This window comes from Paenibacillus spiritus (assembly GCF_008710135.1).
Classification (GTDB): Bacteria; Bacillota; Bacilli; order Paenibacillales; family Paenibacillaceae; genus Paenibacillus_AQ; species Paenibacillus_AQ glufosinatiresistens.
Genome location: NZ_VYKK01000007.1, coordinates 15,276 through 36,184, shown reverse-complemented (window position 1 = coordinate 36,184; position 20,909 = coordinate 15,276). Strand labels below are relative to the sequence as shown.

The 20,909-nt window shown below is 63.8% G+C and carries 21 protein-coding genes; 14 read left to right on the top strand and 7 right to left on the bottom strand.

Annotated features, from left to right (window positions below; translation table 11 throughout):
• Positions 1 to 135: 135 nt before the first annotated feature.
• From F4V43_RS06910 to F4V43_RS06895, 4 genes are read left to right on the top strand one after another with little or no spacing between them, the layout of a single operon-like run.
• Positions 136 to 1,254: an ABC transporter ATP-binding protein gene (locus F4V43_RS06910; protein ID WP_150457504.1), complete on the top strand. Its 1,119-nt coding sequence runs from the start codon at positions 136 to 138 to the stop codon at positions 1,252 to 1,254.
• Positions 1,244 to 2,056 carry an ABC transporter permease gene (locus F4V43_RS06905; RefSeq protein WP_150457503.1) on the top strand — a complete coding sequence of 271 codons (813 nt, stop codon included), beginning with the start codon at positions 1,244 to 1,246 and terminating at the stop codon, positions 2,054 to 2,056. The genes F4V43_RS06910 and F4V43_RS06905 overlap by 11 nt, the downstream gene beginning before the upstream one ends.
• Positions 2,046 to 2,876, top strand: a complete 831-nt coding sequence (locus F4V43_RS06900; protein ID WP_150457502.1) for an ABC transporter permease — start codon at positions 2,046 to 2,048, stop codon at positions 2,874 to 2,876. Before F4V43_RS06905 ends, F4V43_RS06900 begins: the two co-directional genes overlap by 11 nt.
• Positions 2,873 to 3,946: a PotD/PotF family extracellular solute-binding protein gene (locus tag F4V43_RS06895; RefSeq protein WP_150457501.1), complete on the top strand. Its 1,074-nt coding sequence runs from the start codon at positions 2,873 to 2,875 to the stop codon at positions 3,944 to 3,946. Before F4V43_RS06900 ends, F4V43_RS06895 begins: the two co-directional genes overlap by 4 nt.
• A 139-nt stretch (positions 3,947 to 4,085) precedes the next feature.
• Here F4V43_RS06895 and F4V43_RS06890 read toward each other — a convergent pair whose 3' ends face one another.
• Positions 4,086 to 4,913 carry a class I SAM-dependent methyltransferase gene (locus tag F4V43_RS06890; protein ID WP_150457620.1) on the bottom strand — a complete coding sequence of 276 codons (828 nt, stop codon included), beginning with the start codon at positions 4,911 to 4,913 and terminating at the stop codon, positions 4,086 to 4,088.
• A 267-nt stretch (positions 4,914 to 5,180) separates the two neighbouring features.
• Here F4V43_RS06890 and F4V43_RS06885 point away from each other — a divergent pair, with 267 nt between their 5' ends.
• The gene (locus F4V43_RS06885) at positions 5,181 to 5,729 is read left to right on the top strand and encodes a DinB family protein (RefSeq protein WP_411898452.1); all 549 of its coding nucleotides are present in this window, start codon (positions 5,181 to 5,183) and stop codon (positions 5,727 to 5,729) included.
• A gap of 215 nt (positions 5,730 to 5,944) precedes the next feature.
• Here F4V43_RS06885 and F4V43_RS06880 read toward each other — a convergent pair whose 3' ends face one another.
• Positions 5,945 to 6,787 (bottom strand): 1,4-dihydroxy-6-naphthoate synthase, encoded by an 843-nt coding sequence (locus F4V43_RS06880; RefSeq protein WP_150457500.1) that lies wholly within the window; start codon positions 6,785 to 6,787, stop codon positions 5,945 to 5,947.
• Complete coding sequence (locus F4V43_RS06875; RefSeq protein WP_223879806.1) at positions 6,784 to 7,458, bottom strand: futalosine hydrolase; 675 nt, start codon at positions 7,456 to 7,458, stop codon at positions 6,784 to 6,786. The genes F4V43_RS06880 and F4V43_RS06875 overlap by 4 nt, the downstream gene beginning before the upstream one ends.
• Before the next feature lie 57 nt (positions 7,459 to 7,515).
• On the opposite strand from F4V43_RS06875, the gene F4V43_RS19965 reads away from it, so the two are divergent.
• The 8 genes from F4V43_RS19965 to F4V43_RS06840 all read left to right on the top strand — a co-directional run bounded on the left by F4V43_RS19965 (position 7,516) and on the right by F4V43_RS06840 (position 13,937).
• A complete protein-coding gene (locus F4V43_RS19965) occupies positions 7,516 to 7,638 on the top strand; it encodes a hypothetical protein (RefSeq protein ID WP_263406096.1) in 123 nt (40 codons plus the stop codon).
• Positions 7,639 to 7,690: 52 nt separating this feature from the next.
• Entirely contained in the window at positions 7,691 to 8,485 is a 795-nt protein-coding gene (gene murI / locus F4V43_RS06870) for a glutamate racemase (protein ID WP_150457498.1), read from the top strand.
• A 347-nt stretch (positions 8,486 to 8,832) separates the two neighbouring features.
• On the top strand, positions 8,833 to 9,270 hold the full coding sequence (locus tag F4V43_RS06865) for a MarR family winged helix-turn-helix transcriptional regulator (RefSeq protein ID WP_411898453.1): 438 nt from the start codon (positions 8,833 to 8,835) through the stop codon (positions 9,268 to 9,270).
• A gap of 139 nt (positions 9,271 to 9,409) precedes the next feature.
• Positions 9,410 to 10,363 (top strand): ring-cleaving dioxygenase, encoded by a 954-nt coding sequence (locus F4V43_RS06860; protein ID WP_150457497.1) that lies wholly within the window; start codon positions 9,410 to 9,412, stop codon positions 10,361 to 10,363.
• The gene (locus tag F4V43_RS06855) at positions 10,360 to 10,974 is read left to right on the top strand and encodes an alpha/beta hydrolase (RefSeq protein ID WP_150457496.1); all 615 of its coding nucleotides are present in this window, start codon (positions 10,360 to 10,362) and stop codon (positions 10,972 to 10,974) included. Before F4V43_RS06860 ends, F4V43_RS06855 begins: the two co-directional genes overlap by 4 nt.
• A gap of 540 nt (positions 10,975 to 11,514) precedes the next feature.
• Positions 11,515 to 12,741 (top strand): multidrug effflux MFS transporter, encoded by a 1,227-nt coding sequence (locus tag F4V43_RS06850; RefSeq protein ID WP_150457495.1) that lies wholly within the window; start codon positions 11,515 to 11,517, stop codon positions 12,739 to 12,741.
• A gap of 132 nt (positions 12,742 to 12,873) precedes the next feature.
• Positions 12,874 to 13,287, top strand: a complete 414-nt coding sequence (locus F4V43_RS06845; protein ID WP_150457494.1) for a FlxA-like family protein — start codon at positions 12,874 to 12,876, stop codon at positions 13,285 to 13,287.
• A 266-nt stretch (positions 13,288 to 13,553) separates the two neighbouring features.
• The gene (locus tag F4V43_RS06840; RefSeq protein WP_150457493.1) at positions 13,554 to 13,937 is read left to right on the top strand and encodes a FlxA-like family protein; all 384 of its coding nucleotides are present in this window, start codon (positions 13,554 to 13,556) and stop codon (positions 13,935 to 13,937) included.
• A gap of 210 nt (positions 13,938 to 14,147) precedes the next feature.
• On the opposite strand, the gene F4V43_RS06835 is transcribed toward F4V43_RS06840, so the two are convergent.
• Together F4V43_RS06835 and F4V43_RS06830 are read right to left on the bottom strand one after the other, a co-directional pair.
• Positions 14,148 to 16,118: an ATP-binding cassette domain-containing protein gene (locus F4V43_RS06835; protein ID WP_150457492.1), complete on the bottom strand. Its 1,971-nt coding sequence runs from the start codon at positions 16,116 to 16,118 to the stop codon at positions 14,148 to 14,150.
• The gene (locus F4V43_RS06830; protein WP_223879805.1) at positions 16,115 to 16,933 is read right to left on the bottom strand and encodes an ATP-binding cassette domain-containing protein; all 819 of its coding nucleotides are present in this window, start codon (positions 16,931 to 16,933) and stop codon (positions 16,115 to 16,117) included. Before F4V43_RS06830 ends, F4V43_RS06835 begins: the two co-directional genes overlap by 4 nt.
• Before the next feature lie 121 nt (positions 16,934 to 17,054).
• On the opposite strand from F4V43_RS06830, the gene F4V43_RS06825 reads away from it, so the two are divergent.
• Positions 17,055 to 17,666, top strand: coding sequence for a biotin transporter BioY (locus F4V43_RS06825; protein WP_150457491.1), 612 nt, complete (start codon positions 17,055 to 17,057; stop codon positions 17,664 to 17,666).
• 154 nt (positions 17,667 to 17,820) lie between these two features.
• Here F4V43_RS06825 and F4V43_RS06820 read toward each other — a convergent pair whose 3' ends face one another.
• Positions 17,821 to 19,347 (bottom strand): stalk domain-containing protein, encoded by a 1,527-nt coding sequence (locus F4V43_RS06820; protein WP_150457490.1) that lies wholly within the window; start codon positions 19,345 to 19,347, stop codon positions 17,821 to 17,823.
• The gene (locus F4V43_RS06815) at positions 19,347 to 20,870 is read right to left on the bottom strand and encodes an alpha-amylase (RefSeq protein WP_150457489.1); all 1,524 of its coding nucleotides are present in this window, start codon (positions 20,868 to 20,870) and stop codon (positions 19,347 to 19,349) included. Before F4V43_RS06815 ends, F4V43_RS06820 begins: the two co-directional genes overlap by 1 nt.
• Positions 20,871 to 20,909 lie beyond the last annotated feature (39 nt).

Below are 20,909 nucleotides of genomic sequence, written 5' to 3'. Positions count from 1 at the left end.
TTCATTATAGCACCGATGGCCGGAGCTGGGGGCCGTGCAAACGCCGAGTTTTTTACAACATTCCGAACGGATTCGGAGCGTGGTATGATAGACCTTGAGGGTTTTTGAGGTCGAAAAGGACAGGAGGTTGTCGATATTACTACCCAGAACTCGACTATTATTGCGTTCGATCAAGTCGTCAAGCGCTATGAGGATGATGAGGAGCCGGTACTCAAGAGTGTCAGCTTCGAGATTGAGCGGGGCAAGTTCTATACGCTGCTGGGCCCGTCGGGCTGCGGCAAAACGACCATTCTCCGGCTGATCGCCGGGTTTGCCGAGCCTACAAGCGGAACCATTACACTGGATGGCAAGGTCATCAACCAGGTGCCGCCCAACGAACGCCAGGTCAACACCGTATTCCAGGACTACGCGCTTTTTCCGCATCTGAATGTCTTCGAGAATGTGGCCTTTGGCCTGCGGATCAAGAAGATGAAGAAGGCGGAGATCGAGCGGAAGGTTCAGGAAGCGCTTCGCTTCGTCAATCTGTCGGGCTACGAGGGACGCGCCATTACCGAAATGTCGGGCGGCCAGCGCCAGCGCGTCGCCATCGCCCGGGCCATTGTCAACGAGCCGCAGGTGCTGCTGCTGGACGAGCCGCTGTCGGCACTGGACCTTAAGCTGCGCACCGAAATGCAGTATGTTCTGCGGGAAATGCAGCAGCGGCTGGGCATTACCTTCATCTTCGTCACGCACGACCAGGAGGAAGCCCTGGCGATGTCGGACTGGATCTTCGTCATGAACAAGGGCGTCATTGAGCAGAGCGGAACGCCCAACGATATTTACGACGAACCGATCAACCGGTTCGTGGCCGATTTTATCGGAGAATCGAATATTGTGCCTGCGGTGATGATCGAAGATTATCTCGTGGAGTTCAACGGACGCCGGTTCGAATGCGTCGATGCCGGCCTGCGCCCGAATGAAGCCGTGGAGATTGTCATCCGGCCCGAGGACCTGGAGATTACGACGGTTGCCCAGGGCAAGCTGCGGGTGCGGGTGGATACCCAGCTGTTCCGCGGCGTACACTATGAGATCAGCTGTTACGATGAATCGGGCCACGAGTGGCTCGTCCATTCCACGAAGAAGGCGGAGGTAGGGGGCGAAATCGGCCTCTACTTCGATCCCGAGGCGATCCATGTCATGAGATTCGGCGAAACGGAGGAAGAGTTCGACCGTCGGCTGGAGGCGTACAGCGAGGGGGACGGACATGAAGGCTAAGAAGAGCGGCCTGTACCTGTTCCCGTATTATCTCTGGATTCTGCTGTTCGTCATCGCGCCGGTGCTGCTGATTGTGTATTATTCGCTGTTTGACCTCAGCGGGAAGCTGACGCTGGACAATTATGTCCGCTTCTTCACGCCCGTGTATCTGAAAATGGCGCTCGGCTCCTTCTGGTATGCCTTTCTGGTCACGCTCTTCTCGCTGCTGGTCGCTTACCCGGCCGCCTATCTCCTGACCCGGACGAAGCACAAGCAGCTGTGGCTGCTGCTCATTATTCTGCCGACCTGGATCAATCTGCTGTTGAAGACCTATGCCTTCATCGGCATCTTCGGCACCTACGGTCCGATCAACAGCCTGCTCGACCTGGTCGGGATCGGAGAGAAGCAGCTGCTGTTCACGAGCTCAAGCTTCGTGTTCGTGTCGGTGTATATCTTCATTCCGTTCATGATTCTGCCGATCTTCAGCAGTCTGGAAGACCTCAGTCCGACGCTGCTCCAGGCTTCGCGGGATCTCGGGGCCTCGGGCTGGACCACCTTCCGCCGGGTCGTCTTCCCGCTGACCACCGCGGGTGTGCGCTCGGGGTGCATGGCGGTATTCATTCCGGCGCTGTCGCTGTTCATGATTACCCGCCTCATCGCCGGCAACCGGGTCATTACGCTCGGCACGGCGATCGAGCAGCATTTTCTCGTCACCCAGGACTGGGGCATGGGCTCCACGGTGGCGGTATTCCTGATCGCGGTCATGGCGCTGGTGATGGGATTGGCCGGCGGGGCGCGGAAAGGAGTGCGGCATGGAAAATAAAAACCGCTATTTCAATCTGTACCTGGTGCTGGTGTTCGCCGTGCTGTACGCGCCGATCCTGTACCTGATGTACTATTCCTTCAACAGCGGAGGCACGATGCACCGCTTCGAGGGCTTCACGCTCGATTACTACCGGGAAGTGGCCGAGGACAAACGTCTGCTGATTATCCTCATTAATACGCTGGTCATTGCGCTGCTGTCTTCGGTCGCCGCAACGATTGTGGCGATCGCCGGGGCGCTGGCGATTCACCGCATCCGCAGCCGCCGGGCCAAGAATGCGCTGCTGTCGCTCAACAATGTGCTGATCGTCAGTCCCGATGTTATTATCGGGGCGTCGTTCCTGATCCTGTTCACCATTGTCGGCGTCAAGCTCGGGTTCGCTTCCGTGCTGCTGTCGCATATCGCCTTCGGCATTCCGATTGCGGTCCTGATGATTCTGCCGCATCTGGAGGATATGAGCCCGACGCTGACCGACGCCGCCCGGGACCTGGGCGCGACGAAGCGCGACGTGCTGACCAAGGTGATTCTGCCGGTTATCCGGCCCGGCATCTTTAGCGGCTTCTTCATGGCGCTGACGTATTCGCTCGATGATTTCGCGGTCACGTTCTTCGTAACGGGCAACGGCTATTCCACCTTGTCGGTGGAGATCTACTCGCGGGCCCGCCAAGGCGTATCGCTGTCGATCAACGCGCTGTCCACGCTGATCTTCCTTGTGACGCTGGCGCTCGTGGTCGGCTACTACATCCTGACCCGCCGCAGAGCCCGGAAGCCGGGAACGGCGATTGCCGAGCCGGTGGCGGAAGCGGGGGTGCCAAGATGAAGAGACTTGCGAATGCGTTCATCGCTGTGCTCGTCGTTGCCTTCGGCCTGATGTATCTCGCTTCCTGGATGAACAAGAGCGAGGGCTACTCCGGCGGCAACACGCTGACGATCTACAACTGGGGCGACTATATCGACCCCGATCTGCTGAAGCAGTTCCAGAAGGAGACGGGCATTACGGTGATCTATCAGACGTTCGACTCCAATGAAGCGATGCTGACCAAGATCGAGCAGGGGGGCACGAACTTCGATGTGGTGGTTCCCTCCGACTATGCCATTGCCAAAATGCGCGAAGAGAAGCTGCTGGAGCCGCTGGACAAGTCCCGGCTGCCGAATCTGTCGCATATCGACTCCCGGTTCATGAACCTCAGCTTCGATCCGGAGAACAAGTACTCCATTCCGTATTTCTGGGGAACGGTAGGCATAGTCTACAATCCGAAGCTGACGCACGGACTGGACTTCAAGAGCTGGGACGACCTGTGGGACCCGCGCCTGAAGGATGACATTCTGCTGCTGGACGGGGCGAGGGAAGTCATGGGCATGTCGCTGAACAGTCTTCATTACTCGCTCAACGATACGAACGAGGCGCATCTCCAGCAGGCGCTGGCCAAGCTCAACCGGCTCTCGCCGAACGTGAAGGCGATTGTCGGCGACGAGATCAAGATGCTGATGGCCGGCGAAGAGGCGGCGGTCGGACTGGTCTGGTCCGGCGATGCTTCCGAGATTCTGGATGAGAACGACAAGCTCGACTATGTGGTGCCGGAGGAAGGCTCGAACGTCTGGGCGGACAATCTGGTGATTCCGGCAAGCGCAGCGAACAAGGACGGGGCCTACAAATTTATTGATTTTATGCTCCGTCCCGATGTCGCGGCCAAGAATGCGGAGTATGTCGGCTACTCGACGCCCAACAAGGATGCGCTGGCGCTGCTGCCGGAGGAGATCTCGGGCGACACCCGGTTCTACCCGCCGGCCGAGGTCACCGACAAGCTGGAAGTCTACAACAATCTCGGCAAGCCGATGCTGGCACACTATAACGAGCTGTTCCTGCGCTTCAAAATGAACGACCAATAGAACCCAATAGAACGGCCACGAGAATAGGCCGAATCAGCAGAACAGCCTCCGCGCGAGCCTCGAAGGATCGCGAGCAGGGGCTGTTGGCGTATGGACGAGTCAGCGCTGCCGGTTAGGGGGAAGAACTCCCCGGACGGGCTTACGAGGGTGTAATTCCGAGCCGGAGGCGGTAGGGGAACAGAATCTCCAGCGTCTGTCCGGCAAAATGCCGCTCTACCCGTTCCCGGTAAGCGGCAATTTCGTCCTCCAGGCCGCTTGCTTCCAGCTTCAGCGCCTGCTGGACACCGCCCTGGCTGAGCGTCAGGCCGACATAGCGTTCGGCGTCGCAGCGCTCCAGGTGATGGAAGACGACTTCGCGGACGAAGGCGAAGTGTCCGCTTGCTTCCATGCGGCTGAGATGGCCGTCCTTGTTCCATTTCACGGCCCGCTGCTCCTGGGGCGCGTGCGCCGCGTTCCAGGCATCCGCAGAGCCGATCAGATGCCGGTATGCCGTCTCGACCGAAGGTGTCAGCACCGGCGGCCAGTCGCAGTCATAGGCGGCGAAGAGGCCGCCGGGCGCGAGCACCCGCGCGGCTTCCCGCAGGGTGCCGGACGGCTCCATCCAATGAAACGACTGCGAGCAGGTCACGATGTCGGCGCATCCGTCCGGCAGGCCGAGCCGGTTGGAATAACCCGGAACAAATTCGAGATTGGCCGGCGAGCCGATCGCCGCGCGCTTGGCGAGAGCGATGTGGCGCATGCCGTCGCCCGGCTCCACGCCGAGGATGCGGTCCGCCGCATCCAGCCAGGGAAAGGCGGACAGGCCGGTGCCGCAGCCGAGATCCACGACCAGACCGGGCCGCCGGCCCAGGTAGTCCGTCAGGAGCCGGATCACAAGCGGCGGAGCTTCCGGACGGTGCCGGTCATACAGCTCCTGGAAGCCGCTGAACCGGTCGATATGGGCGGAGCGGTTGCCTTCCGGTATCATAGCCATAGCTTCTTCCTCCTTGAATAGCCGAATACCGGTATTGTATCCGTTAACGGCGGCCGGTTCCAGTGGGCGACTATAGGCTTGATGTCCGGGAAGGGCCTGGATTCTGCCTGAATAACCCGGGCAGGGGACCCGGAGGGAGGGCAAAGACCGGGTATATCCCGCTGCGGCCTGTAGCCCGGGCGGCAGACGCAGGATTTTCCTGGAATGCAGGAATGCGGCTCTCCCATCCCGAAGAGATTAACCGGGAGGGGATAATTTCCAATGGGCAATCAGGAACTGGGCATGAGCCCGATTTATGTGATCGGCGGTCTTCCCGGCTACACACCGGAGGTTGGACGGCTGATCTCGATGATGAATTATGCGCGTTATACGACGCTTAGTGCGGTGCAGGGACTGAGCGTGAGCGAGCTGGACGAACTGCTGGACGAGAAGAGCAACTCGATCGGTGCGCTGCTGATGCATTTTGCCGCGGTGGATCATATCTACCGGGTGGAGACGTTCGAGGAACGGGAGATGACGGAAGAAGAAACGGCGTTCTGGCAGCCCGCCCTGAATCTGGGCGACGAGGGCCGCACCGTCATCAAGGGGCATCCGCTGGAGTATTACCTGAAGCTGCTGGAGGAGACGCGCGAACGGACGCTGGAGGCGTTCCGGAAGGTGGACGATGAGTGGCTGTTCCGGGAAGAGCCGTTCTGGGACGGACAGCCGGCCAACCGGTACTTCATGTGGTTCCATGTCTTCGAGGACGAGATCAACCACCGGGGACAGATCCGGCTTCAGCGCAAACGTCTCGGCCGGGCGGCGGTCTAGGCGAAGCGGGCGGCCGGACGGAGAATACACCGCTGGAGCTAGGAATCAGAGAAGCGGAATGAGATTCACACCAAAGACCCGGCGTCTCGAAGGCGCCGGGTCTTTGGTAGGATCAGATTGGACGGTAGGGGAAGCAAAGAGACGGGAGCTTGTAAGCGCCGAAGCGCCTGCCGGAGCGGAAGGCCCGGCAGATGCCCGCGAGGCCCTGCGCCGTCCTACCCGCGCAGCAGCACCGGATCGAACGCCGGCACCAGCCCTTCGGCGGCCGCCCGTTCCAGCAGTGAGGAGACGGCGGCATAGCCGTCCTCGCCGAGATTCATGGTGAACGCGTTGACATAGAGGTCGATATGGCTCTTCGCGACCTGCGGCGACAGCTCCTGGGCATGCTCCAGCACATACCCGCGCGTTCCCTCCGGGTTGGCCCAGGCCATCCGCAGCGACTCGCGGACCCAGCCGGCCAGCGCTTCGGCGTCCAGATCGCGCCGGGCGATAATCGCTCCCAGCGGAATCGGCAGTCCGGTGTCTTCTTCCCACCAGGCTCCAAGATCGGTCATCAGCTCCAGCCCGTAATCGGGATAGGTGAAACGCGCTTCATGGATGACGAGTCCGGCATCGACGCTGCCGCTCCGGACCGCAGGCATAATCTCGTGGAACGGCAGCACCACAATATTCAGCCCGCCTGCGGGAACATGTTGCGCCGCCCACAGCCGCATGAGCAGATAGGCGGTCGAGCGCTCGCTCGGCACGGCGACCGTCCGGCCGCTCAGCGACTCCGGCCGCTTCGCGGCGGGATGGCCGCCCCGCGTAAGGAGCAGCGGGCCGCAGCCCCGCCCGAGCGCGCCGCCGCAGGGCAGCAGCCGGTAGCGGTCCAGCGCCCAGGGAAGGGCGGCGTAGGAGATTTTGAGCACCTCGGGTCCTTCGCCGGCGGCGGCCAGCCCGTTCGTAATGTCGATATCGGCATACGTTACGTGAAGCTCCGGCGCTCCCGGCACCAGGCCGTGCGCCCAGGCATGAAAGACGAACGTGTCGTTGGGACAAGGGGAATAAGCGATATTCATAGCGGTACCTCCGATAGTAGAGTCGCGGCGGCGGCGAGCGCGTCCAGCGCCTCGCCGATCCGCCAGGCGTCCCGGTCGCGGGGACCGACCGGGTTCGAGATGGCGCGGAGCTCCAGCACCGGGAGCCCCGCGGCCAGGGCGGCGGCCGCGACGCCGCAGCCTTCCATCGCTTCCGCCGCCGCGCCGGGCACGCGGGCGGCCAGGGCGTCGGCGGCCGCGGCGGAGCCGGTCGCCGTCGACACCGTGAGCACGGGTCCTGTGCTCACGGCAAGCCCCGCCGCCGCCAGCGCGGCGGCGAGCGCCCCGGCCCGCTCCGCGTCGGCCGGGTACACCGTGCGGCCGTAGCCGAGCTCGGCCGCGCTGCGGAATCCTTCGGGCGTCTCCGACCCGAAGTCCGCATGCACCAGCTCGCTGGCGACGACCAGCGAGCCGACCGGCGCGCGGCCGGGAAAGCCGCCCGCGATGCCGGCGCTGACGACGCAGCCGTAGGTCCCGGCTGCGAGCCGGGCGGCGGTGCCCGCCGCGGCGGCCGCCGGTCCGGCCCCGGCGGCCAGCAGATCGTACCGGCCGGCGTAAGGGCCGGTCAGCCCCCGGCGCAGCGCGTCAGCCTCGGCCTGAACGGCCGTGACGATCAGCACGCGCGCCGGAGCGGTTGAGGGTGTACGGTTCAAGGGCAGCGCCTCCTAGGCGAGAGGGGAATAAACATCATAAAATCTAGAATACGCCCTTTGCCGGACCCGGTCAATTTGAAGGAAGAGCTTCGCCGGCAGCCCGGTCCGGCAGCCCGGTCCGGCAGCCCGGTCCGGCAGCCCGGTCCGGCGGACCGGAGCCGGGTGCTGCCGTGGAATTGAAGGGGGACGGATGGTACAATGGAGCGACCACCAAGTAGAAAGCGGGATGGCAATGAAGAAATCTGCAAGCCGTCCGGCCCGGATCGGCTTCTTGGATTCGGGCGTGGGCGGACTGACCGTGCTGCAGGAAGCGCTGAAGCTGATGCCGGACGAGGATTATCTCTTCTACGCCGATACGGGGCACGTCCCCTACGGCGAGAAGACGAAGGAAGAAGTGCGGGGCTATGTGCTCGAAGCCGCCGATTATATTGCCGGACAGGGCGTGAAGGCGCTGGTCGTGGCCTGCAATACGGCGACCAGCATCGCGGTGGATGAGCTGCGCCGCCGGTATGATTTTCCGGTGCTGGGGATCGAGCCTGCCGTGAAGCCGGCGGTTCTCCGGGAGGAGGGCTCTCGCCGGAAGGTGCTGGTGCTGGCGACGGCGCTGACGCTGCGGGAAGAGAAGTACCACCGGCTGGTCGAGACAGTAGATCCCGGAGAGCGGGTAGACAGCCTGGCGCTTCCGGGGCTGGTCCGTCTGGCCGAGAATTTCGAATTCGGCGAGGAGCGGGTGACAGCCTACCTGCGGGAAGCGTTTGAAGGCGTGAACTGCGAGGCTTACGGAACCGTGGTGCTGGGATGCACGCATTTTCCGTATTTTCAGCAGGTTCTGCAGCGCTGGTTCGGGCCCGGCGTGGCCCTGATCTCGGGCGGGCCGGGAACGGCCCGGAACCTGCGGCGCATTCTGGAATCCGCCGGACGGAGGCATGAAGGAACGGGCCGGATCGACTTCTGCGCATCGGGGAGGGACGCGGAGGGGAGCCGGAACTTCGGCGATTGGCTGGATCGGCTGAACCGGATTCGCTGAACCGAACTCGCTGAACCGGATTCGCTGAACCGGATTCGCTGAACCGGAACCGTTGAATAGGGAACAATCGGCCCGGAGCGGTTGACAAGCGGACATAACGGGTATATATTTATCTTAAATTAAAGATAATTAAAAAACAGCAATTCGGAGGTGAGAAAATGAACAGCTATAGACGACGGATCAGGTCCGCAGGAGCGGTATGGGCCCCCGATGAGGGCCGGACAGCCGGAAGCGCCGCCGGCGGCGGGAACCGGAGCGGGCGGCTCGGGCAGTCCGGGCAATCGGAGGAGAACGCCGGAGGCGCAGAGCCGGGCAGAGACGTAAGCGGCGCAGACTTGCTCGGGTTGCTGGCGGCAGACAGCGAAGCGGGTTCGCTCAAGTTGTTCGTAGTTCTCTCGAAGGCCTACCGGACGCTGATGGACGAAGCGGTCCGGGATATGAAGCGGCACGGCCTCGCCTCCGCCGAGTTCATGATACTGGAAGTGCTGTACCACCGGACCCGGATTCCGCTTCAGCAGATCGGCGACAAGGTGCTTATAACAAGCGGCAGTATTACGTACAATATCGATAAGCTGGAGAAGCGCGGTCTGCTGAAGCGCATTCCGAGCGCGGATGACCGCCGGGTAACCTATGCCGAGATTACCGGAGCGGGCCGGGAGCTGTTCGACGATATCTTCCCGAAGCATGCGTCCAAGCTGCACGGCATGATGAAAGGACTGTCGGCGGAGGAGAAACAGACGGCGACGGAGCTGTTGAAGAAGCTGGGCAGGGGCGCCCTGTCCTAGCCGGACGGAAAAAGGATTTTTCGGAACAGCGGCAGACCCGGGCAAACCTCGGTCGCTGGGGCGGCCCGGCGGCTGCGGGCAGGCCCTTTTGGCTTAATATCTTGAAGTAAAGATTATTAAATTAAAAGGAGTGTTAACGATGAAAACTCTTCACACGGCAGGCATTCACCATATTACCGCTTTTGTCTCAGACGCGCAGCGCAACGTGGATTTCTACGCCGGCATTCTCGGCCTGCGGCTGGTTAAACGGACGATCAATTTTGACGCCCCCGAGGTGTATCACCTGTACTTCGGCAATGAATCCGGGGCGCCAGGCACCGTCATTACGTTCTTCCCTTTCAAGGAAGGGCGCAAGGGGCGGATCGGCGCCGGCCAGGTCGGGATCACGACCTACGTGATTCCGCCGGGTTCCATGGACTTCTGGGAGAACCGGCTGGAAGGTTACAGCATCGCGGCGGAGCATGTCGAGCGGATCGGGGAAAAATACCTGGCCTTCTCCGACTTCGACGGCCTGCGCATTGAACTGGTGGAACGGGCAGAGGGCCCGTCCAGCGGCTGGTCGTTCGGCGGCGTTCCGCCGGAACACGCCGTGAAGGGCTTCGGCGGGGCGGTGCTGTACAGCGCGGCGCCGGCCGCCACAGCCGCTGCGCTTGAGCACACGCTGGGACTGGAGCGGATCGCCGAAGGAGACGGCTATGTCCGCTTCCGGGGCAGCGGCGATCTGGGGAACGTCATCGACGTCAAGCAGGCAGCGCCGCCTCTCGGCCATGGCGGTTCGGGCACTGTGCACCATATCGCCTGGCGCGCCAAGGACGACGCCGAGCAGCTCGCCTGGAGCGACTGGGTGCTGGAACGGGGCTTCCAGCCGACGCCGGTTCAGGACCGGCAGTACTTCAATGCCATCTACTTCCGCGAAGACGGCGGCATTCTGTTCGAGATTGCGACCGACCCGCCGGGCTTCGCCCGTGATGAGGAAGCAGACCGGCTGGGCGAGAAGCTGATGCTGCCGTCCTGGTACGAGCCGCACCGCGCCGCGATAGAGGCCGGACTTGAGCCTTTTGTCGTCCGGGAAGTGGAGGCGGGACAGAGATGATTCATATTTACAAGCCGGGCGGCGATTCCGCCCGTCCCGTCCTTGCGCTGCTGCACGGAACCGGCGGCAATGAGCTTGATCTGCTCCCTCTCGGCGAACGGCTCTCGCCGGGCTCGGCGCTCCTGGGCATCCGGGGGAATGTGCTGGAGAACGGGATGCCCCGGTTCTTCCGGCGGCTCGCCGAAGGCGTCTTCGACGAGGAGGACCTGACCGCGCGCACCCATGAGTTGAGGGCGTTTCTGGATGAGGCGGCGCGGGAGTACGGCTTCGACCGCTCCCGGGTCGTGGCGGTAGGATACTCCAACGGCGCGAACATCGCCGCCAGCCTGCTTCAGCATTACAGCGGCGTCTTCGCCGGGGCCGTGCTGCTGCACCCGATGGTGCCGCTGCGCGGCCGCGAATGGGCACCCCAGCCCGGAACGCCGGTGTTCATCGGTGCGGGAACGAACGACCCGATTGTCCCTGGCGGGGAGACAGCCGAGCTTCAGGGTCTGCTGGAAGCAGCCGGCGCTCAGGTGGCGGTCCACTGGAGCAGCCAGGGCCACCGGCTGAACGCCGCAGAGGCCGAGGCGGCGCGGGAGTGGCTGGGGCGGTTGAGCTACAAGCGGTAAGAAGGATAACGCTATTCTGGCGCCTCTTCTGGAATCGTGCTCTTCTGGAATGGTGTAGGGGAGTGCGGTAAGTAACGTGTACGCATTTGTTCGTGATTGGACGGCTAGTACGGGCATTGGACGGCTAGTACAGGTGTTGCCTCGCCAAGCTGCTGATCCGGTTCATGTGTGCGATGAAAGCAGCATCTTATCGAAGGCGGCGGACCCAGATGACCTTATCGGCTCCAAAAAAGCAAATATTCGGCACTAACGGACCCGGATGACCTTATTTCTTTATTCTTGGCTTGATTTCAAGGCTTTATTGCAGAATAAGGTCTCTGGTGTCCGCATTCTGGTCATAACAAACGCTTGCGGACAAAATAGAGTCTCTGAGGTCCGTTTGGTTCGGAGGATTCAGGATTCAGAAGGCCTAGCCCAACGAAGGACTCCTTCAATCCCCGAAGAATAATTCAGCGTTGAGTCCCCCTCCCGAATGGGAGTAGGATAGAAGGACAACGAAACGGCCTTTTGTCGTAATGGAAAGGAACTGAATCTGCCTCTATGTCTACTGCCAACGAGTCTCTGGAGAATCAGGGGGCGGCGCTGAGCAAGCGCCGGCGGCTGCAGCTCGCCGTTGTTCTCGGCGCGCTGAGCACGATCGGCCCCTTGTCGATCGACATGTACCTGCCCGCGCTGCCGGATCTGGCCGCGGGCTTTCATGCTTCGGCGTCCTCCGCCCAGCTCAGTCTGAGCTGCTTCCTGGTGGGACTGGCTGCCGGGCAGCTGGTGTCCGGGCCCTTGAGCGATGTCTACGGCCGCCGGCGGCCGCTGCTGGTCGGGATGATGCTCTATACGCTGGCTTCGCTGCTCTGCGTCTTCAGCCCCTCGATCGGCGCCCTCGCCGCGCTGCGGCTCGTACAGGGCCTTGCCGGATCGGTCGGCGTCGTGATCTCAAGGGCGGCTGTCCGCGATCTGTACAGCGGAAGCGAGCTGACCAAATTCTTCACGCTGCTGATGATCGTCAACGGCGTCGGGCCGATTGCCGCGCCGGTCATCGGCGGGCAGCTGCTGCGGGTGACGGACTGGAAAGGTGTCTTCCTGACCCTGTTCGCCGCCGGGCTGCTGTTCTGCCTGATGATCGTCTTCCGTCTGCCCGAGACGCTCCCGCCGGAGCGGCGGCATTCCGGCGGGCTCGCCGGGACGGTCCGCACGTTCGGTACGCTGCTGCGCAACCGGATGTTCATGGGATTTGTGCTGACCCAGAGCTTCGTGACGGCGGCAATGTTCGCCTATATCTCGGGCTCCTCCTTTGTGCTTCAGGAGCTGTACGGGGTCAGCGCCCAGACCTACAGTCTGATCTTTGCCATGAACGGACTGGGGATCATCCTGTTCGGCCAGGTCGGCGGGCGGCTGGCGCCGCGTCTGGGCGAGCGGCGGATTCTGGAATTCAGCCTTGCGCTCAGTCTGGGCGGCGCGCTGCTTCTCCTGGGAGCAGTGCTGCTGGACGGGCCGCTGCCGCTGGTGCTGGCCGGTCTGTTCGCGGTGGTGGGCAGCGTCGGTCCGGTCGGGACGGCGACCTTCTCGCTGGCGATGCAGGATCAAGGCGAGACCGCAGGCAGCGCCTCGGCGCTGCTCGGCCTGCTGCCCCTGCTGATGGGAAGCGGCGTAGCTCCGCTGGTCGGTCTTGGAGGCGGAGGCACTGCCCTGCCGATGGCAGCGGTTATCACCGGCGTGTCTCTGCTGGCGCTTGCGGCCTATCGGCTGACGGCCAGAGGCCTGCGCTCCTGAGACTCCGGCCAGCCCCTTCGGGCGGTTGTTCCCAATGCCAGAGGACCAACTTTCAGCCGGCGTTCAGCGGATTTTAACGTTCTCTTTCTCCGGCTGGGTTATGCTTGGAGGCATTGGAGGAGGAGGAGAACCATGAATATTGCATCGGCAAGCGGCATTTCGGCGTCGGCCTCATTTGCGTCCGCCGGTTCTCAAGGCAGCGCGGCAAGCGAGATTCGCGCCCTGGAGAAGCAGAAGACCCGGCTGGAGGGAGAACTGGAGAAGGTCGAATCGAGCAAGGACGACCAGAAGACCAAGGAAGCGAACAAGAAGGAACTGGAGCAGCAGATCAAGCAGATCGAGCAGCAGATCGCGCAGAAGCAGCAGAGCGGGGCTTCTGCCGGAGACGCTGCGTCCGGGACCGCAGGCGCCGCAGCCGGACCCGCAGGCGCGGCAGGGCAGCAGCCGAAGGCGGCTGGCGGAGCGCCCAGCGGAATGGGGAAGGCCACTGCCGATCTCCGTTCCGCTACCGTGGACAGCGAGGGGCACTTGGATGTGAGGATCTGAGCGGCGCAGCCGCGCCGGAACGCCCGAGTCCGGGGCCAGGAATGAAGCAGCCTGCACGGCTTGACCGCCGCTGCGGGCTTCTTGTCATGCCCGGGCGGAAGTTCTCCTAAGCCGGCGGAAGGAGCTGCTTCCGGCCCATAGCCGGCCGCCGGCCGGGACTTTGTAACGATTTGGGAGCCGGGCCGTCAAGGCGGGGTGTCAACCTTTTGCGAACGGGGTAATAAATCTAATTCATACCACGGATCAAGACAAAGGGAGGGACTCTCATGGCGGCACCTACGATTTCGGGAATCAGCCGGGTTCAGGCGGCTACGGCTTACGGCGGTACGGAGAGCGATGTCAGCTCCCTGCAGAAGCAGCGCGACCGGCTGCTCGCGGAACTGGATAAGCTGAACGCCGCGCAGGGAGGAGCCAATGAAGCTCCTTATCGGCGCGAGCAGTTGCAGCGGCAGATTCGTCTGCTGGAGGCTCAGCTGGTTCAGCGGACCGGAAGCGTGGCGACGGCCGATTTCGTACCGGCTTCGCCGCTGACGCCGGTTACGCTGACACCGTCCCGGACGGAACGGCTCGGATTTCTGAGAGGAATCGGCACGGCCGATCCGGCGACCGCGACGGTGGACCGTCAGGGCCATTTTGACGCGCTGATCTGACCTGACCGATTGCGACGACGGCGGGAGAACCTGCGGGCGGAATGCGGAATCGTCCGGACACAGACGCAGAGCGAAGGATGAAGCAGAGCATGAATACAAGCACGGACCCGGCGCGAGTGGCGAGGGTCCGTGCTTTGTGTTGTCCGAAGGAACGGAAGAGGAACTCTCCGGCCCCATAGCTGCCAACCTGCCGGGCGGCGAGGCGCAGGGCTAGGCCAGCCGACTGAGTGCCAGACAGATGAGGGCAACCGCCGCAGACCCAAGCAGGGCCCGGGTATCCCGCGGGGACCAGACGAGCCGCAGCCGGGGGGTTCGGGGACGCGATGCGTCGTATCCCCGGGATTCGATGGCCGTGGACAGCTCATCGCCCAGCGTCAGAATCTGAATCAGCAGCGGGGTAACGAGCATCGCCGTCTGCCGGGGCGACCAGCGGCGGGGACCGGAGCGCGGTCTTCCTCTGGAGGCGAGAGCGAGCTGAAGATCCTCCAGCTTGGCGAGCATCCAGGGAGCGAACTGGAGCGTGATCTGTACGACGAGCGACCAGTTGCGCACAGGAATTCCGATCCGCCGAAGCGGCGCAATGGCCCATTCCATCGCTTCCCGTAGCGGCGCGCCGGTCGTCGTCTCGGTGAACAGGAGACCGAGCGCAAGGAGCAGCCCGAGCCGCAAGGCGGAGAGCCCCCCGGATACGGCGCCCTCCGGGGAGAAGCCGAGCGGGCCGATTGCGGGGCCCGGCCCGTTCCAGGAAACGGCGGAGATCAGCCAGAAGAGCAGCAGCATCGGAACGGCAGGCCGAAGATACCGGCGTAGGGTTCGCCGAGAGATGCCTGCGGCGGCGCCGGACGCCAGGATGACTACGGCCATGAACAGCAGCGGCGGCCAGGACCGTGCGCCCAGAAGGGCAAGCGACCACAGGAGCAGCGCCGCCCATTTGGCCCGCGGGTCCAGTCCAAGAACGGGGCGCCCTGCGCGCCGGGCGAGGGCCGGGAGACCGGCGGGCGAAGCGTTCTCCGCCGGAACCGCAGGGCGGCCTGCTGCGGGATCTGATGCGCTTGCAGAACTGCCGACGGAGTAGGCCGGTCCGTTAGATGCGCGGCTTGCCGGGCCGCCCGCCGAAATCCCCGCCGGCCCGGCGTCTGCAAGGAGCTTGGGCTCGGCGAAGCGGCTCCCGAAGACGGCCGGCGGCTTGATGGGGTCTGCGCCGGAGCGAGCGGCGTTCTGCCCGGGAGTACGCGTCTGCCCGCCGGCAGCGGCGTTCCCGGCAGATGCGCCGCCGGGAGTTCCGCTGCCCGGCAGCGTCGGGCCGCCGCTGCCCGGAGGCGCGGGGCGCAATCCGGCGAGCGCCTCGAGCAGCTCGGCCTCGCTGCGCGGCACCGCCGTAAGCCGCCCCTGGCGGACAAGCCGGCGTCCGAGCGCGAGGTAGGCCGGCGGCGTCAGGCCGGCCTGCTCCAGAATGCCGCGCTCGTCTTCGGCCAACGCGGCAGCGGGACCGGCATAGAGAAGTCTGCCCCCGGCCAAGACCACCGCCTGGTCGGCCAGCGGGAGGAACCGGTCGAGGTCATGGGTGCTGACTACCAGGCCGACGCCCTCCGCCTTCAGCTCGGCGACAGTCCGGAGCAGGCCGGCATATCCGGCGGGGTCGAGCCCGGCGGTAGGCTCGTCCAGCAGCAGCAGGCGCGGACTGACCGCCAGCGCTCCCGCGATGGCGGCCCGCCGTTTCTCGCCGCCGCTGAGCAGATAGGGCGAACGCTCCGCGTATTCTTCCGGGCTTAGCCCGGTCCGGCGCAGCGCCGCCGCCGCCAGCGCGGCCTGGTCCCGCTTGGGGACGCCCCGCTGCCCGAGGCCATAGGCAACGTCGCGGGCTACGGTGCCCGCGAAGAGCTGATTCTCCGGCTGCTGGAAGACCAGAGCCGGACCGACGCCGGCACCACTCCCGGGGTAGCGGCCCGTCGGATCGGAGAGCGTCCGGGCTGCGCCTGCGGCCGCATCGTCCCCAGTCCGCTCGACTAAGCCCGAATCCGGCCGTTCCAGCCCGGCCAGAATTCGTAGCAGCGTCGATTTGCCGCTGCCGTTCGTGCCGCACAGGAGCGTGAAGCTTCCCGGCGGCAGCTCGAAGCTCAGATTCTCAAGCACCGGCCGCCCGTTGTAACGGAGGGAAACATCCTTCACCCGGACGCTCACAGGACGGCCTCCAGGTCGGCCTCGGTTAATGGCAGCTCCGCAAGGGGCCAGCCCTGGGCGAGAAGGACCCTTCCGGCGGCCACGGCCAGCGGAGGCTCCCAGCCCAGTGTATCCGGCCAGGGGCTGTCGTAGAAGAGAGGTCTCGGAGCGCCGTCATAGACGAGAAGGCCGTCTTTAAGGACGGCGACCCGTGCGGAGGCGGCCAGTTCCTCCGGCCGCTGCGTGACCCAGACCACGGTCAGCCCATCATCCCGGAGCCGCCGGACCAGCATGAACAGCTCCCGCCGCCCGGCAGGGTCCAGCATGGCGGTCGGTTCGTCGAGAATCAGCAGCTCAGGCTCCAGAGCCAGACAGCAGGCCACCGCCAGCCGCTGCCGTTCGCCGCCCGAGAGCGATTCGACCGGGGCCTCCGCTTTGGAGACGAGCCCTGTGCGGGCCAGCGCGAGTTCCGTCCGGCGGTGAAGCTCGGCCCCGGGAATGCCTCGGTTCTCCAGGCCGAACGCCACGTCTTCGGCAGGCGTAGAACCGACCGTCTGGGCTTCGGGATTCTGAAAGACGATCTGGACGCTTCGCCGGACAGCGGTGCGGTGGGCCGGTACGGACAGATCAAGCCCGGCTACGGCCAGCGAGCCCGAAGCGGGGGAGAGCAGTCCGTTGAACGTGCGGATCAGGCTCGATTTGCCGCTGCCGTTCGGGCCGGTCAGGGCCAGCCAGCTCCCCTGCTCCACTTCCAGATCAATGCCCCGAAGAACCTTCCGCTCTTCCGCTCCCTCGCGCAGCGACAAGGCCAATTGTCTCGCTTCAATCATCCTCATGCCGATTCTCCCGTCTCTATCGTTCTATGTGTGCTTACGATTATAGCAAATCCGAACCATTGCTGTATCGGCAGGGGGATGGTATATTGGTCCAAACAATAAACTGTGGGGGTAGATAGAGATGAGTAAATGGTCGCTGCGCGGCTTGATATTCAGCGCATTGTTCGCCGGTGTGATGGTTGCTCTAAGCTCAATGAAGGTTAATCTGCCGTTCTCCACCGTACCGATTACGCTCCAGACGCTCGCCGTCATGCTGGCCGGTTCCGTGCTTGGGGCACGCTTCGGCTCGCTGGCCGTGCTGATCGTGCTGGGCCTTGCGGCAGCAGGTTTCCCCGTTATGGCGGGCAGAGGCGGCGTTTCCGTACTGGTTGGCCCGACCGCAGGCTTTATCTGGGCTTTTCCGGTAGCGGCCTTTGCCATCGGTTGGTGTGCCGAGCGCTGGGGACAGGGCAAAGGCTCGTTCCTGAAGCTGCTGGCCATCAACTTCGTCTTCGGCGCGCTGCTGGTCTATCCGAGCGGCGTGGTCTGGCTGGCGCATTCCGTGGATGGTCTGGATACGGTATCCAAGGCGCTGGTCGCGGGCTTCTGGCCGTTTCTGCCGGGCGATCTGACGAAGGCCGTTCTGTGCGCATCCGTAGTGTCGGCTGTCTACAAGGTCTATCCCATTGAACGCATCGTAGGCCGCAGAGAACGCGGCTGGCTGGAAGGGGACAAGTCGTCGGTCCGTTCCTGACGCCTCCGTATCCCGCTCTTCTTCCGGACAGGTCCGCCTGCTCGGGATGGAGGCAAAATGAAACAGCCAAGGACCGCTTCTGCTTGAAGCGGTCCTTGGCTGTTTTGCTGTGCCATGCGGTCCGGCGGAGCGCTGCCCCGCCGGTCTGTTCCGGCTACTTGGCGGACGCCGCAGCCGGGAAATCCAGGTGAAGCTCGCCGCTGGAAGAGTCCCACTGCGTATTCACGCCGAGTAAGGCGAGAAGCTGCGCCGGAATCATAACGGCTCCCGATGACTGGGAGACAGGGCTGTTCAATGCGACCGACCGTCCGTTGACCTCGGCCTGGGCGGAGCCTGCCGTGATCTGCGCCCGAGCCTGGCCCAACTGAACGGCGAGTGACGAGCCTGAGGCGGTCAGAGAGCCCCCGAGGCTGCGGATCGTATCCCGAAGCGGAACGCTCACCCGACCGTTCCGCAGATCTGCGGGATAGCCGGAGGACAGCGGGGAGCCATTGACGGATACTCCGATGGCGGGCAGCACCGGAACGGGACGGTACAGGAGGCGGTCGCGGTTCACATTGGGCGACCCGGCCTCTCCCCATTGGTTGCCGCCGACGCCCCACAGCCTTCCGCCGGCATCAATCGCCAGGGCGTGGTGGATGCCGGCTTCGGCCTCCCGGACGCCCGCAGGCCCGCTCAGCCGTCCGGCTCTGCCTGTCAGCCAGGTGCCGGTAGTCCAGAGTTCTCCGGCAGCCGTGCGGATAAGCAGCGTATTATAATCGACGAGCTGCGCTTCGGCCGCTTTCAGCGGCGTTCCCGCCCGCAGAGGCTTGCCGGTCAGCCGGAGCGGACCGGGGGTGCTTCGGCTGTAGAGAGCGTCTGTCTCTACCTGGGCTGTCCAGACACGGCCGGCGGAATCGACGCCGACCAGCCGGTTCTGATAAGCCGAGATCTGCTTAAAGGCCGGCAGGCCTGCGATGCGGGCCGGAGAGATCAGCGTTTGGCCCGCCCCGGAGGGTTGGTTGACAAGGCCGAAGCCCCAGACGGCGCCGTGCTCGTCCAGCCCGTAGACCAGTCCGCTCCAGGAGGTCAGCCCGGTGAAGCGGTACGTTCCCGGAATCCGGCGCGGAACGCCCGCCGCCTCCGAGGTGCCGTCCGCCGCAAGGGGATGGCTCCAGTACCACAAGGTGCCGTTTCTTTGCAGCGCAAAGCCGGGAATGGCTGCCGTTATGCCCGCCAACCCTTTAACCTGCTTCGGAAGCGCAGACGGCCCGGTCCCGGCGCCCCACTCCCACACCGAGCCGTCCGAACCGACGCCCACCTGGGAGCCGACCCGGTTCGTGGCGATCGACTGAATGCCGCGGAGCGCGGCCAGCCGGACCGGACGCTGGATGCTGCTGGTAACGCGCGGCTCCAGAACGCCCAGTTCGCCGTAGAGCGTGCGGCCCCAGGCCCAGACCGTGCCGTCAGCCCGGAGCGCTGCCGAATAGTACGCTCCGGCCGTCACTTGAACAAACGGTGCCGGGCCGGAGGCGGCGTTCGTGCTTGCCGCCGCGGGAACCGCCGCTGAAGCGGCGGCAGCCGTCGGGCCGGGGGAGACGGCTGCCCCGGCGAACAGCATTCCCGCCGTCAGCGCGGGAAGAAGAAGCCGGAAGGGACGCTTGGCGGCGTCCCCGGCTCTAAGCCCCATCCGGACCGGCATCAGTCGGAGGCTCCCTTATGGCCCGATTGCGGCGGGGAAGCCTCCGCCGGCTTATCGGCTTCCTCCTCATCGAGCGGCAGCGCCCAGACTGATACGCTTCCGCCGTTCACCGGGAATTCGGCCCAGCCGTCCTCGCCGATGGCGATCAAATCCTGACGGTGCCCGGTCAGGTCGATCCACTCCTCACCGGCGCGTTCTTCTCCGACGAACATCCGCTTGTTGCCTTCATCGCCGTTGGTAATCACCACCGCGCAGCCCGAGCCCGGAAGCTCCGGAAGGCCGCGCCGGACCCAGCCGATCGTGTTCGGATGATCGAAATAGTCGTCCTGGTCACCGTAGGCCCGGTGGTAGCGGGCGGCGAGCATGCGGTCGATGCCTTCGCGCTTGCCTTCCACCGGCGCCGGTCCGTCAATGCCGTAATAGTCGCCGTAGAACACGACGGGGTAGCCGTCGCGGCGCAGCAGAATCAGCGAATAGGCACTCAGCTTGAACCAGTCGCCCACCCAGGACTCCAGCGATTCATGCGGCTGGGAATCATGGTTGTCTACGAACGTTACGGCGTTCAGCGGATGGGTCTGCACCAGCGTGTCGTCAAATATCGTCCGCAGGTCGAAGCTGTTCCCGCCGAGCGAAGCGGAATAGAGCCGGTAGTGGAGAGCGACGTCGAACAGGTCGATCTGATAATCGACCGTATTCAGAAATTCCCGGCAGGCTCCCACATCCGGGTTCCAGAATTCGCCCACAATGTAGAAATCCTCGCCGCGCTTGCGCTTCATCTCGGCGGCGAACTCCTTGATGAATTCATGGTTGATATGCTTGATCGCGTCCAGGCGGTACCCGCTGCACTGAAGCGTATCGACAAGCCAGCGTCCCCAGTTCAGCATTTCCTCGCGAACCTCGGGATGCTTGTAGTCGATATTGGCGAACATCAGGTAGTCGTAATTGCCGAACTCGTTGTCCACATTCTCATTCCAGCCCTTGTTCTCTCCGACAATCCGGAAGACCCCGGTCCGGTCATCGCGGGCGTCGTAGTCGGTGCCGTTAAAGTGCGTGTGGTCCCATTTGAAAGCGGAATGCTCCTCTCCCCGGCCCGGGAAAGTGAACTTGGTCCAGCCCTCGATTTCAAAAGGCTCGGAAATCTCCTTCATCCGGTCGTTGGGATCGACCTCTACCACCTCGAACACCTCAGTCTCATCGGCTCCGGCCTTATGGTTCATTACGACGTCCACATAGACGGCGATGCCGCATTTGAGACACTCCGCAATGGCTTCAATCAGCTCATCCTTGGTGCCGTATTTTGTCCCCACCGTGCCCTTCTGGTCAAATTCGCCCAGATCGTACAGATCGTATACGCCGTAGCCGTTGTCCTCCGCATTCACCGCCTTGGTGACAGGCGGAATCCAGACCGAGTCGATCCCCGCCGCCTTAAGCTCGGGGGCCAGGCGGGCCAGACGCTTCCAATGCTCTCCGTCCGCGGCGACATGCCACTCAAAAAACTGCATCATTGTATGGTTCCGCTTCATCTGTACAGTTGCCCTCCTTTATAATGGCTGCTTGAATTC